The organism is Streptomyces sp. NPDC040718 (assembly GCF_055593565.1).
In genome coordinates, this window is sequence record NZ_JBVIXO010000021.1 from 1 (window position 1) to 13,136 (window position 13,136).

At 72.4% G+C, this 13,136-nt stretch carries 12 protein-coding genes; all 12 read right to left on the reverse strand.

What is annotated here, in order from left to right; translation table 11 throughout:
* Positions 1–723: homocysteine S-methyltransferase family protein (locus ACZ597_RS32925; protein WP_471338558.1), on the reverse strand; the 723-nt coding region annotated here is incomplete at its 3' end.
* Positions 720–1,703 carry a carbohydrate kinase family protein gene (locus ACZ597_RS32930; RefSeq protein WP_471338560.1) on the reverse strand — a complete coding sequence of 328 codons (984 nt, stop codon included), beginning with the start codon at positions 1,701–1,703 and terminating at the stop codon, positions 720–722. The genes ACZ597_RS32930 and ACZ597_RS32925, both read right to left, overlap by 4 nt.
* 1 nt (position 1,704) lies before the next feature.
* A complete protein-coding gene (gene metK / locus ACZ597_RS32935) occupies positions 1,705–2,913 on the reverse strand; it encodes a methionine adenosyltransferase (RefSeq protein ID WP_471338563.1) in 1,209 nt (402 codons plus the stop codon).
* Entirely contained in the window at positions 2,910–3,680 is a 771-nt protein-coding gene (acpS, locus tag ACZ597_RS32940) for a holo-ACP synthase (protein ID WP_471338567.1), read from the reverse strand. The genes metK and acpS overlap by 4 nt, the downstream gene beginning before the upstream one ends.
* Before the next feature lies 1 nt (position 3,681).
* Positions 3,682–4,545 (reverse strand): class-II aminoacyl-tRNA synthetase family protein, encoded by an 864-nt coding sequence (locus tag ACZ597_RS32945; protein WP_471338569.1) that lies wholly within the window; start codon positions 4,543–4,545, stop codon positions 3,682–3,684.
* 32 nt (positions 4,546–4,577) lie between these two features.
* Positions 4,578–5,471 (reverse strand): diiron oxygenase, encoded by an 894-nt coding sequence (locus tag ACZ597_RS32950; protein ID WP_471338571.1) that lies wholly within the window; start codon positions 5,469–5,471, stop codon positions 4,578–4,580.
* Between the two features lie 74 nt (positions 5,472–5,545).
* Positions 5,546–6,592: a class I SAM-dependent methyltransferase gene (locus ACZ597_RS32955; protein WP_471338573.1), complete on the reverse strand. Its 1,047-nt coding sequence runs from the start codon at positions 6,590–6,592 to the stop codon at positions 5,546–5,548.
* A complete protein-coding gene (locus ACZ597_RS32960) occupies positions 6,589–7,428 on the reverse strand; it encodes a class I SAM-dependent methyltransferase (protein ID WP_471338575.1) in 840 nt (279 codons plus the stop codon). Before ACZ597_RS32960 ends, ACZ597_RS32955 begins: the two co-directional genes overlap by 4 nt.
* Positions 7,429–7,481: 53 nt before the next feature.
* Positions 7,482–7,988 carry a MaoC family dehydratase gene (locus tag ACZ597_RS32965; RefSeq protein WP_471338577.1) on the reverse strand — a complete coding sequence of 169 codons (507 nt, stop codon included), beginning with the start codon at positions 7,986–7,988 and terminating at the stop codon, positions 7,482–7,484.
* 64 nt (positions 7,989–8,052) lie between these two features.
* Positions 8,053–9,243 (reverse strand): trans-sulfuration enzyme family protein, encoded by a 1,191-nt coding sequence (locus ACZ597_RS32970; protein ID WP_471338579.1) that lies wholly within the window; start codon positions 9,241–9,243, stop codon positions 8,053–8,055.
* Positions 9,244–9,394: 151 nt separating this feature from the next.
* Positions 9,395–10,843 (reverse strand): MFS transporter, encoded by a 1,449-nt coding sequence (locus tag ACZ597_RS32975; RefSeq protein WP_471338581.1) that lies wholly within the window; start codon positions 10,841–10,843, stop codon positions 9,395–9,397.
* Between the two features lie 164 nt (positions 10,844–11,007).
* Positions 11,008–13,059 (reverse strand): elongation factor G, encoded by a 2,052-nt coding sequence (gene fusA / locus ACZ597_RS32980; RefSeq protein ID WP_471338583.1) that lies wholly within the window; start codon positions 13,057–13,059, stop codon positions 11,008–11,010.
* Positions 13,060–13,136: the final 77 nt, after the last annotated feature.

Genomic DNA, 13,136 nt, shown 5'->3' on the forward strand with positions numbered 1-13,136 from the left:
GCGGGCGAGGTAGCGCAGGTGCTCGCTCATCTCCGCCGGACCGGTCGCGCAGTTCAGACCGATCATGTCGATCCCCAGCGGCTCCAGCGCCGTCAACGCCGCACCGATCTCCGAACCCAGCAGCATCGTGCCCGTCGCCTCCACGGTGACCTGGACGATCAGCGGGAGGTCCCCCATGCCGCACCAGTCCAGTGCCCGCCGCGCGCCGATGACGGCGGCCTTGGTCTGGAGCAGGTCCTGGGTGGTCTCCACGAGCAGCGCGTCCGCGCCGCCCCGGATCAGGCCCTCGGCGTTCTGCTGGTAGGCCTCGCGCAGGAGCTCGTAACCCACGTGCCCGAGGGTGGGCAGTTTGGTGCCCGGTCCCATGGAGCCCAGCACCCAGCGGGGTCGGCCGTCCCGGGCGGTGTGCGCGTCCGCGGACTCGCGGGCGATGCGGGCTCCGGCCTCGGAGAGTTCGTAGACCCTGTCCTCGATGCCGTACTCGGCGAGCGCGGACAGGTTGCTGCCGAAGGTGTTGGTCTCGACGCAGTCCACACCGACGGCGAAGTACTCGTCGTGGACCGAGCGGACGATGTCGGGGCGGGTGAGGTTGAGGACCTCGTTGCAGCCCTCCAGTCCGAGGAAGTCGTCCATCGTGGGGTCGGCTGCCTGGAGCATGGTGCCCATGGCGCCGTCCGCGACGACGACGCGCGCCGCGAGCTCCTCCCGCAGTGACCGGCTCATTCCAGTGCCTCCAGGTGTGTGGACAGTTCCGTCACGGTGGCCGGGCCGTACGCGTCGCGGAGACGGGCCAGCAGCGGTTCCCGCTCCAGGCGGTACTCCTGCGTGCCGGTGTGGTCGAGTACGGTCGCGGCGACCGCGCAGCCCAGTCGGGCCGCGTACCGCTCGGGTACGCCCCAGGCCGTGCCGGCGAGGAAGCCGGCCCTGAAGGCGTCGCCGACGCCGGTCGGGTCGGCGACGTCCGTGACCGGAACGGCGGGCACGGTGAGCGGCTCGCGGTCGGCCGTGCGGATCTGTACGCCGTCCTGGCCTCGCGTGGTGACCCAGGAGCCGACGCACCGCAGGACCTGCTCCTCGGTGAGTCCGGAGCGCTCGCACAGCAGGGCGGACTCGTACTCGTTGGTGAAGAGCCGCTGTGCGCCGTCGACCAGTTGCCGCACCTCGTCCCGGCCGAGCCGGGCCAGCTGCTGGGAGGGGTCGGAGGCGAAGGGGATGCCGAGTTCGCGGCAGCCCCGGGTGTGGCGGAGCATGGCCTCGGGGTCGTCCGGCGAGACCAGGACCAGGTCCGGCCGGCCGCTGCGGGCGACGACCTCCCGCAGGTCGATCTCGCGGGCCTCGGCCATCGCGCCCGCGTAGAAGGTCGCGATCTGGTTCTGCTCCCGGTCGGTGGTGCAGACGAAGCGGGCGGTGTGCCGGGTGTCGCTCACGTGCACGGAGTCGGTGTCGACCCCGTGGTCCTTGAGCCACAGCCGGTACGGCTCGAAGTCCCCGCCCACCGCGCCCACCAGCGACGGGCGCAGTCCCAGCACGCCCAGCCCGAACGCGATGTTCGCCGCCACCCCGCCCCGGCGCACTTCCAGGTCGTCGGCGAGGAACGACAGGGAGACCCGGTCCAGCCGGTCCGCGAGCAGCTGGTCCGCGAACCGGCCGGGGAAGGTCATCAGATGATCGGTGGCGATGGACCCGGTGACAGCGATTCGCATGTCAGACCCCGGCCGCCTTGCGGAGCTCGGGCACGCGGTCGATGTGCTCCCAGGTGAAGTCGGGGAGTTCGCGGCCGAAGTGGCCGTAGGCGGCGGTCTGGGCGTAGATCGGCCGCAGGAGGTCGAGGTCGCGGACGATCGCGGCGGGGCGGAGGTCGAAGACGGCGGAGACGGCTTCCTGGATCCGCTCGTCGGGCAGGGTGCCGGTGCCGAAGGTCTCGACGAAGAGGCCGACGGGCTCGGCCTTGCCGATGGCGTAGGCGACCTGGACCTCGCAGCGGGTGGCCAGGCCGGCGGCGACGACGTTCTTGGCGACCCAGCGCATCGCGTACGCGGCGCTGCGGTCGACCTTCGACGGGTCCTTGCCGGAGAAGGCGCCGCCGCCGTGGCGGGCCATGCCGCCGTACGTGTCGATGATGATCTTGCGGCCGGTGAGGCCGGCGTCGCCCATCGGGCCGCCGATCTCGAAGCGGCCGGTCGGGTTCACCAGCAGCCGGTAGCCCTCGGTGTCCAGCTTGATGCCGTCCTCGGCCAGCTGCCCCAGCACGTGGTCCACCACGAACTCCCGGATGTCCGGGGTGAGGAGCGCGTCGAGGTCGATGTCGCCCGCGTGCTGCGAGGAGACCACCACCGTGTCGAGGCGGACCGGCTTGCCGCCGTCGTACTCGATGGTGACCTGCGTCTTTCCGTCGGGACGCAGGTACGGGATCTTCCCGTCCTTGCGTACCTGGGTGAGCCGGCGGGAGAGGCGGTGCGCGAGGTGGATCGGCAGCGGCATCAGCTCGGGCGTCTCGTTGCAGGCGTAGCCGAACATCAGGCCCTGGTCGCCCGCGCCCTGCTTGTCCAGCTCGTCGCCCTCGCCCTCCACGCGCTGCTCGTAGGCCGTGTCGACGCCCTGCGCGATGTCCGGGGACTGCGCGCCGATGGACACCGACACACCGCAGGACGCGCCGTCGAAACCCTTGGCGGACGAGTCGTAGCCGATGTCCAGAACGGCCTGTCGGACGAGTGCGGCGATCGGCACGTACGCCGTCGTCGTGACCTCTCCGGCGATGTGGACCTGGCCCGTGGTGATGAGGGTCTCCACGGCGACGCGGGAGGCCGGGTCCTGGGCGAGGAGCGCGTCGAGGATCGTGTCGCTGATCCGGTCGGCGATCTTGTCGGGGTGACCCTCGGTCACCGACTCGGAGGTGAACAGCCGCTTGCTCACGCCTGGCCCACCTTGGCCGTGAAGAAGTGGGTGCGGATGGCGTCGAGGGTGCGGATCTCGTTGACCTCCAGGGTCTCCAGCTGGATGGCGCGACCGCTGTGCTGCTCCAGCAGGAAGACGAACTCGACGAAGGACAGCGAGTCGATCAGCCGGGTCTCGATGAGGTCGAGGTCGCCGGCGATGTCGTCGAGCTCCTCGTGGCGGGCGAGGAGCCAGTTCTTCACGAGCTGCAGACCGTCGGACATGGTGTCTCTCCTTGAAGTGCTGTGTACGGGTGGGGTGGGGGGCACGGGTGCGGGCTCCGGGGCGGGGCCCGGCTCCGGGAGCTGCTCCGGGACGGTGAGCGGATCCAGTACGGGGGCGGCGACCGCCACCGCGTAGTCCACGTCGTGGCTGATGGTCACGGTGATCCCGGCGATGCCGGACCGCCGGGCCATCTCGGCGGCGGACCGGTGGAGTTCCACGAGCGGCCAGCCGCCCTCGGAGCGCCGCACGATGATGTCCCGCCAGGGCAGGAACACGGCGCGGACGCGAAGGGTCTTGAACGCCGCCTCCTTGGCGGCGATCCGCCCGCACAGGCTCAGTACGTCGAGCTTGGCGGAGGTACGGCAGTCGGCGAGTTCGCCGGGGGTGAGCATGCGCTGGAAGAAGTCCTCGCCGTAGAGGGCGAGCAGCCGGCGGACACGGGTGACGGACACGATGTCCATGCCGAGGTTCGCCCAGCCCAGGCCGCCCGCCGGCGGGGCGGCGACGGGTCGGGTCGGCACCTCAGATCGCCGGCCCGGCCGCGTTCGCGCGCAGGACCGCGGCGGTCGCCGCACCCCAGCTGCCGTGGCGCCGGGTGAGCGCGGACAGCCAGCGCTCCAGGCCGAAGGCGACGCAGCTGGTGAAGGCGGGGCCGCCGCCGGAGGCGAGGGGGATCTCGCACCGGTCCCCGAAGAAGTTGCGGTGGGTGTTGACCGAGGCGATCGCGAGGTCCTCGTACAGGAACTCGTGCTTGACCGGGGTCAGGCGCTGGAGCACGGCCTTGGAGCTGCCCTTGTCGAAGAAGGGGTCGCAGGCGGCCTCGCGGCTGAGCGGCAGGTCCAGGGCCTCGGCGAAGGCGTTGATCCGCCGGGTGAAGGTCGCCAGGTGCCGTTCGGCGTGCTCGCGGGTGCCGATGGCCACGATCTCCCGCATGCGGAAGCCGAGCTGGCGGCGCAGGCCCTCGTAGTGGGCCTCCTTGCGGAAGCACCAGCCGACCACGGTGACGAGCTCGTCGTCGGCGGCCGGGCGGCCCTGGTGGTCGATGTAGACGGCGTAGCAGGACGCGGACGGCAGGCCGAGGGCGGCCGGCTCCAGTGCGTCACAGGGGAAGCAGCCGGTGTCGGCGCAGAACTCGCTGGTCTCCCGGACGTCCAGGTTCAGCGGCGCCGCCACGACGGCCTGGTGGGGGAAGTTGTCGTAGTAGTCGAGCCGGGCCAGGTCGGCGGCCGGCAGCAGCGGGGGCATGGTCATCGAGCGGGCGCCCGCCTGGACGCCCCAGCTCTCGAACGTGTCGTCGAGCAGCCGCAGCAGGGCGGTGCCCTCGGGGCCGAGCGACGGCAGGCCCTTGGTGTCTCTGGCGGTGGCGGCGGTGGTCATGGCGGTCATGGGGAGTCACCTCTCGGACGGCGGTGGGCCTCTCAGACGACGGGCAGGACGTCGTCCGTGAAGATCCCGGTCTTCAGGAAGAATCCGAGCGGCTTGCGGATGGTCTTGCGCTCGAAGGGCCGGCGGCGCTCGTCGGCGACCAGTGCGTTGCGCAGGCCCACCGGGTCGGCGATGCCGGCGTCGCGGTAGACGTGCGGGTTGTAGAGGGAGTTGAGGCTGTAGACGACGTACCGCTTGAGGTACGCCTCGACCTCGGCGACGCGGGCGGCGGGGACGGCCTCGCGCATGCGGTCGAAGAGCAGGGAGACCAGCTCGCGGCCGAAGGCGATGTGCCGGGACTCGTCCTGGTGGTGGATGCGGTTGACCTCGCGGATGGTGTGGCAGAGGTCCTCGTCCCGCGCCATCCGCGTGTTGTAGTGGTCGACGAGCTCTTCGAAGAACAGGATCCGGGCGAAGACCAGGAAGTTCTCCACCTCCGGCTCCCAGGCGGAGTCGGCCCGCAGGGCGGTGGAGCCGTAGATCTTGTCGCCGTAGCGGCGGCAGAACTCGGCGAAGAACCACATGTGCTCGTTCTCCTCACCGATGAAATGGTGGAAGAAGTCCGAGGGCACCTCGAAGCCGGGCATGTGGATGCGTCCGACGACCTCGATGAGCAGCTCGCGGATGCCGTGCACGTTGAGGCTGTAGAAGTTAATGCTCTCCCACTTGGAGAGGCGCCGGAGGGTCTCCTCGCCGAGCTCCTCGTAGAAGGGGGTGCCGTAGACGGTGAGCAGCTCGGGGGTCATCCACATACGGCCCTCGTCGAGCTTCTCGGGCCAGTCGAACTGCTGGTAGGGGTTGTAGTACTCCTCGATGGAGCGGTGGCTGAGGCGTTCCAGGACTTCAAGGAACCGGTCGGTGACCGGCAGGGGGGCGCTCACGCCCATGGTGACTCCTCGGGGTGTGTGGTGGTGCCGGGGCCGCCGGGGCGGCCCCGCTCGGCGCGGGCCGGGTGCGGCGGCTACGGCCGGACTTCGTAGACGGCGTTGACCGGGGTCTCGGTCGCCCGGCGCCAGCGGGTGAAACCGGCCTCTTCGGCGATGGCGCGGAAGGCCTCCTCGCCGGAGTGGTTGCCGAGCGCGTGGGGGCCGCGCTGGGCGACGGCGACGGGCAGGCACATGACGGCGGAGAGGGCCATGAACATGCGGGCGGCCGGGGTCTGGGTGTCGATGTCGTCGGGGGAGACGTTCGACTCGACGAGCATCCAGGTGCCGTCCGCGTCGAGGGACTTGTGCACGTGCCGGGCGGCGGAGACCGGGTCGCCCATGTCGTGCAGGGCGTTGAAGAAGGTGACCAGGTCGTAGCCGGTGCCGGGGTAGTCGTCGGCGGAGGCGACCTCGAAGACGACGCGGTCGGAGAGCCCGGCCTCGTCGGCCAGCCGGCGGGCGATCGAGACGGCCTCCTCGGAGTAGTCGAAGCCGTGGACGGTCGCCTGCGGGAAGGCCTTCGCGATCAGCAGGGTGGTGTGGCCGACGCCGCAGCCGACGTCGGCGACGGTGCCGCCGGCGGCCAGCTTGCCGGTGACACCGGTGAGCGCGGGCAGCCACTCGGGGACGAGGCGGTGCTGGTAGGTGGGCTGGAAGAAGCTGCCCATGCCGGTGTCGAGGGCGGGGTCGTGTTCCGCCCAGCCGACGCCGTCGCCGGTGCGGTACGCGTCGACGAGCAGGTCCTCGGTGCCGTAGAGGGCCTTGAGGGCGGTGAAGAACCCGGCGGCGAAGGTGACCGCGGTGGGGTCGGCGAGCACGGGGGCGTGGTCGGCGGGCAGCGTGTACGTGCCGGCGCTCGGGTGGCGCTCGACGTACCCGGCGCTCAGTTGGGCGTGCAGCCACTCCTCGGCGTAGCGGGTGTCGATCCCGGTGCGCGCGGCGAGCTGGGCGGGGGTCAGCGGGCCGGCCTCGGCCAGCGCCCGGTACAGGCCGAGCCGTTCGCCGAGGGCGACGGTCAGGCCGCGTACGGCGGCTCCGGCATCGCTGATGACGCGCTGGTGGAAGTCGTGGACGGCGGTCATGCTGCCTTCACCTCGGCGGTCGGGAGGTCACAGGTGAACAGGAAGGAGCGCGGGACGCGCGGGACGCTGCGGGCGGGCACCGGGTAGGGCCAGCGGCCGAAGTCGGCGCCGTCCTCGCCGGGCTGGCGGACCTCGCGCACGTCCCAGCCGCATTCGGCGAGGAGTTCCTCGGGGGTCTCCGTGCCGAAGAGCCACGGGTTCCCGTCCTCTTCGAGGCACTTGAGGAAGGGCCGGGACAGCGGGTTCTGCAGGGCGGCCCTGCTGATGACGTCGCCGAGCAGGACGGATCCGGGCACGGAGTGGCCGGCGAGCTTGGAGATGAGGCCGCGCACGGCTTCCTCGGGGAGGAAGAAGAGCAGGCCCTCGACGACCCACAGCACGGGCTGGTCGGCTCGCCAGCCGGCCTCCTGGAGCGGGCCCGTCCAGTCCTGGGTGAGGTCGACGGGGACGGTGACGCGGGTGCGGCCGGCGGGGGCCGGCTCACCGGCGAGCATCCCGGCCTTGGCCTCCAGGAGGGCGGGGCGGTCGAGTTCGTAGACCGTGACGCCGTCGGGCCAGGGGAGCCGGAAGAAGCGGGTGTCCATGCCGGCGGCGAGGAACACGACCTGGCGGATGCCGTGGTCCTGGACGGCGCGGAGGATGGCCCGGTCCAGGTAGGTGGTGCGGATGGCGAGGAACGGCACGGTGCCGGCTCCGGCGTAGCGTTCCAGCAGGTCGAAGCCGATGGTGTCGGCGACGGTGCGCGCGTACGGGTCGGCGAACAGCCGGTCCTCGCGCTCGGTTTCCAGGGCCCGCGCGGCGGCGGTCCACTGGGCGGTGCGGGATACGGCCTCCACGGGAGGCTCCCTTCACTCGTCGGGCAGGGGAAAGTCAGGCCGTGGCCCTCGGGTCAGGCCAGGGACCGCACGCGGACGACCGGGTCCTCGGCGGCGGCGGGGTGCGGTGCGTCGCACTCGGCGGGCCGCCGCTCGAAGATGCTGTGCAGGATCATGCTGAAGACGACGTTCCCGTCGGCGTCGGCCAGCGTGCACTTGGGCCGGACGACGCCGGTGCGCGGGTTGAACGGCGAAGGGCGCGAGCCCAGGACCTCGACGCGCGCCGTGAGCACGTCCCCGGGGCGGACGGGCCGCAGGTAGCGGATCTCGTCGACGCCGGGGGAGCCGGTACAGGCGCTGTAGGCGAGGAGCCCGTCGACGTAGCGGCGCATGAACATCGAGGCGCTGTGCCAGCCGCTGGCGATCAGGCCGCCGAAGGGGGTCTGGGCGGCGAGCTCCGGATCGGTGTGGAAGGGCTGCGGGTCGAAGCGCCTGCCGAACTCCAGCACCTCCTCCGCCGTGACGGTGACGGTGCCCAGTTCGTGGACGTCACCGGTCCGGAAGTCCTCGAAGTAGCGCATCACGCAACCCCCTTGACGGAGAGGAGTGGTTTCTCTGGCGTGAACCAATCTACGAATCAGCCGATTATTTTGTCAACCCAAAAGAAGACCGCAGTGCCTGTTCTATGTCCTGCCAGAGGTCCTCCGGGTCCTCGATGCCGACCGACATCCGGACGAGGCCCGGACCGATCCCGGCGCCCGCCAACGCCCCTTCGTCCAGCTCCCGGTGGGAGGTGCTGGCAGGGTGCGTGACCAGCGTCTCCACCCCGCCCAGGGACAGCGCGAGCCGAGCCAGCCGCACCCCCTCCACGAAGGCGCGGCCCGCCGCGCGGCCGCCGTGCAGGTCGAAGGAGAGCAGCCCGCCGCCGCCGGAGAGCACCTTGCGGGCCATCGCGTACGAAGGGTGCGTTCCCAGCCACGGCCAGTGGACGGCCGCCACCGCAGGATGGGCCGCCAGCCGCTGCGCCAGCAGGCCCGCGTTGGCGCAGTGCTCGCGCATCCGCAGCGGCAGCGTGGCGATGCCCCGCAGCGTCAGCCAGACGGCGAACGGGTCGGCGCTGGCGCCGAGTTCGACCGTGCGCGGCCACACCTCCCGGCGCAGGGCGTCGTCCGCGAAGACGGCCGCGCCGCCCAGGACGTCGGAGTGCCCGGCGAGGTACTTGGTGGTGGAGTGGAGCACGATGTCGGCGCCGTGCTCGATCGGCCGGCACAGGACGGGCGAGGCCAGGGAGTTGTCCACGGCGCCGATCACCCCGCGGCGCCGGGCCGCCGCCAGCAGGCCGGGCAGGTCGGGGACCTGGCCGGTGGGGTTGGCTATGGTCTCCAGGACCAGCAGCCGGGTGCGCGGCCCGGCGAGCGCCTCGAACTCCCGCGCGTCGTCGCCGCCGATGTGGTCGACGCGCACCCCGTAGCGCTCCTTCAGGTCGCTCAGCGCCGCGTACGTCCCCCCGTACAGGCAGCGCTGCGCGATCACCTGGTCGCCGGGGCGCAGCAGGGCGAGCAGGACCCCGCTGATGGCGCCCATCCCGGAGGCGAAGGCGATGGCGGAGGCCCCGCCCTCCAGTCCGGCGAGGGTGCGCTCCAGAGCGCGCACGGTGGGGTTGCCGCGGCGGCTGTAGACGTAGTCGCCGTCGGGGCCGGCCATGGCCCGTGCCAGTTCGTCGGCGGAGTCGAAGGCGAAGGCGGAGGACTGGACGAGCGGTACGGACAGCGGCCGGCTCGTGGGGACTTCGAGCTCGTGGGCCACGTGCACGGCGCGGGTGCGGATGTCCTTCATCGAGGGGTCTCCCTTTCGTTCGGGTACGGGGTCCGGGTGAGGGCTCGGGGGCGGGGCTCCGGGTTCGGGCTCCGGGTTCGGAAAAGGGGTCGCCCGACGTCCGGGACGGACGTCGGGCGACCCCTTGGGTGAGTGCGGGCGGTCCCGTACGTCACACCCCCGCCGTCTCGCTGCGCGACGCGGGGGCGTCGGCGGCGGGAGCGGAGGCCGGGGCGGCGGACTTGTCGCCCTTCATCACGAGCAGGGTGATCACTGCGCCGGCGGCGGCGATGACCGCGGCGCCGATGAAGGCGGCGCTGAACCCGTCGGTGAGGGCGGGCAGGTCGCCCAGCTCGCCGGCGCCCTGGGTGGTGGCGAGCGCGGTCAGCGCGGCCAGGCCGAGGGCGGAGCCCACGTTGTAGGTGGTGTTGACGATGCCGGAGGCGAGGCCGGCCTGCTCCTGCGGGGCGCCGGACATCGCGGCGATCATCGCCGGGATGTAGGCGAGGGCCATGCCGAGCGCGGCGACGAGCGAGGCGGGCAGGACGTCGACGAGGAAGGTGCCGGTCGGCTCGACGGCGGCCAGCCAGACCAGACCTGCCGCGAGCGCGAGCAGGCCGGTGACGATCAGCGGCTTGGCCCCGAAGCGGCCCATGAGGCGGGCGGTGATGGCCGTCATGAAGATCATCAGCAGCACCGTCATGGGGAGCAGCGCCGCGCCGGAGGCGAAGGCGCCGTAGTTCAGCACCTGCTGGAGGTACAGGTTGAGGAAGTACCACATCGGGATCCAGGCGGCGCCGAGCAGCGTCATCGCGAGGTTGGCCGAGCCCAGGCGCGGGATCCGCCACACGCTGAGCGGCATGAGCGGCTCGCGGACGGTCTTCTGGATCACGAAGAAGAGGGCGAGCAGGACGGCCGCGCCGACGAGCTCCAGCACGGTGGCGGTGGCGCCCCAGCCGACCTCGGGGGCCCTGACGACGGCGAACACGGCGAGCGCGAGTCCGGCGGTGACGGCGACGGCGCCCAGGACGTCGACGGAACCGCGGCGGGACTGGACGGCCGGCAGCAGCTTGGTCGCGGCGAGGGTCGCGACGCCGATCGGGACGTAGATGATGAAGACCCACGGCCAGCTCACCCATTCGGTGAACACGCCGCCGAGGAACACGCCCGCGGTACCGCCGGCGGGGGCGGCGGCGCCGTAGAGGGCCATCGCCTTGCCGAGTTCCTTGGGGTTGTGCCCGAAGAGCATCATCAGGAGCGTCATCGCCGAGGGCGCGATCAGCGCGCCGCCGACTCCCTGGACGGCCCGGCCGGCGATCTCCACCGAGGCGCTCTGCGCGGCGGCGGCGAGCACCGACCCCGCGATCATGACGACCCAGCCGGTGGCGAAGATCTTGCGGGCCCCGAACAGGTCGGAGAGCCGCCCGCCGAGCAGCAGTAACCCGCCGAAGACGATCACGTAGGCGTTGAAGACCCACTGGAGCTCGCCCTGGGAGAAGCCCAGGTCCTTCTGCATCTCGGGGAGCGCGACCCCGATGATCGAGGTGTCCATGATGACCATGAACTGGGCGGCGGCAAGCACGCCAAGTGCCCACCAGCGCCGGGGATTGACGGTTGACATTGCCCTGACCCTCCTCTGCCATATACCCCTGGGGGGTACCTTCGCGTAGCAACGTAGCATACCCATGGGGGGTATGTAAGAGAGGTGCCGGAACCCGGGCGGGAACGCCGGGGCCCCGCCCCGGCCGAAGCCGGGACGGGGCCCTGGGAGGGGGTACGGCGGTGCTAGCGGGCCGTCAGGGTCGCGGCCACCGCCGCGGGGACGGGGGCCAGACCCGCCGGGCGGCTGGTGAAACCGCCCCGGCCCTGGGTACGGCCGCGCAGCCGGGACGCGTACCCGAACAGCTCGGCCACGGGCACCGTCGCCGTGACCACCGTGGTCCCGGCCTGCCCGGCCGAGCCCGTGACCCGGCCGCGGCGCGCGGCGAGGTCCCCGAGGACCGCGCCGACACCCTCGTCCGGAACGGTCACGGTGACCTCCGCGACCGGCTCCAGCAGCTCCACCCCGCAGGTGCGCAGGGCGTCGCGCAGGGCGAACCGGCCCGCCGCACGGAACGCCATCTCCGAGGAGTCCTTGGAGTGGGTCGCCCCGTCGGTCAGGACCACCCGCAGCCCCGTCACCGGATGCCCGCCGAGCGGGCCCTCGGCGAGGGCGTCGCGGCAGCCCGCCTCCACGGCCCGCGCGTACTCCTGCGGCACCCGGCCGCCCGTGACCGCCGAACGGAACTCGAAACCGGGCTCCGCCAGCGGCTCCACGTCGAGCACGACGTGCGCGAACTGGCCCGCGCCGCCGTCCTGTTTGACGTGCCGGTACACGAATCCGGCCACCCCGCGCACGACGGTCTCCCGGTAGGAGACCCGCGGCCGGCCCACGACGACCTCCACCCCGTGGAGACGGCGCACCTTCTCCACCGCCACCTCCAGGTGCAGCTCGCCCAGCCCCGACAGCACGGTCTGCCCGGTCTCCGCGTCGGTCCGCACCACCAGGGAGGGGTCCTCCTCGGCGAGCCGGGCCAGCGCGGACGCGAGCCGCCCGGTGTCCGTACCGCGGCCCGCCTCGACCGCGACCGACACCACCGGGTCCGCCACCACGGGCGGTTCGAGCAGCAGCGGCGCCTCCGGCGCGCACAGGCTGGTACCCGCCCGCGCCGACTTCAGCCCGACGACGGCGACGATGTCACCGGCCACCGCCTCCTGCCGCTCCTCGTGCCGGTCGGCCTGCACCCGCAGGATCCGCCCGACGCGTTCCGTCCGGCCCGTGGCCGGATCCAGCACGGAGTCCCCCTTGCGCAGGGTGCCCGAGTAGACCCGCAGGTAGGTCAGCCGGCCGGTCGCCGTCGCCGTCACCTTGAAGGCGAGCGCGGCCAGCGGCTCCGCCGGGTCGGCGGCCCGCTCCCGCACCGGCGGCATGTCGCCCGGTGCGGGCAGGTACGCCACCACGGCGTCGAGCAGCGGCTCGATCCCCCGGTTGCGGTACGCCGAACCGCACAGCACGACCACGCCGTCCCCGGCGAGGGTCAGCTCGCGCAGGGCACGGACCAGCGTCCCCTCGCCCAGCCCGGCGCCGGCGCAGAACTCCTCCAGGGCCTCCGCGTGGAGTTCGGCCACCGTCTCCTCCAGGAGCCGGCGCCTTCGCCGCGCCTCCTCCAGCAGCTCCTCGGGCACCGGCACCGTCTCGTACGAACCGTCGCCGGCGCGCCAGAGCAGCGCGCGCATCCGCAGCAGGTCGACGACGCCGGTGAAACCGTCCTCCCGTCCGACCGGCAGCTGCACGACCAGGGGCACGGCGCCGAGCCGCTCCCGGATGGAGGCGACGGCCCCGTCGAGGTCGGCGCCCGCCCGGTCGAGCTTGTTGACGAACGCGATCCTCGGCACGCCGTGCCGGTCCGCCTGCCGCCACACGGACTCGCTCTGCGGCTCGACCCCGGCGACGGCGTCGAAGACCGCGACCGCCCCGTCGAGGACCCGCAGGGAGCGCTCGACCTCGTCGGCGAAGTCCACGTGCCCCGGCGTGTCGATCAGGTTGACCCGGTGCCCGTCCCAGGCGCAGCTGACGGCCGCCGCGAAGATGGTGATGCCGCGGTCGCGTTCCTGGGGGTCGTAGTCGGTGACGGTGGTGCCGGCGTGGACCTCGCCCCGCTTGTGGATGGCGCCGGTGGCGAAGAGGATCCGCTCGGTGACGGTGGTCTTGCCGGCGTCGACGTGGGCGAGGATGCCGAGGTTGCGAACGGCGGCGGCAGTGGTGCTGGTGCTGGTGTGTCGTGGGTCGGTGCGCATGGCCCGGGCCTTTCGGTGCCTGGGGTGGGAAGAGGGCGGCGCGATTCCCGTGACGCCGGTCCACCCCGCGGCAGGGC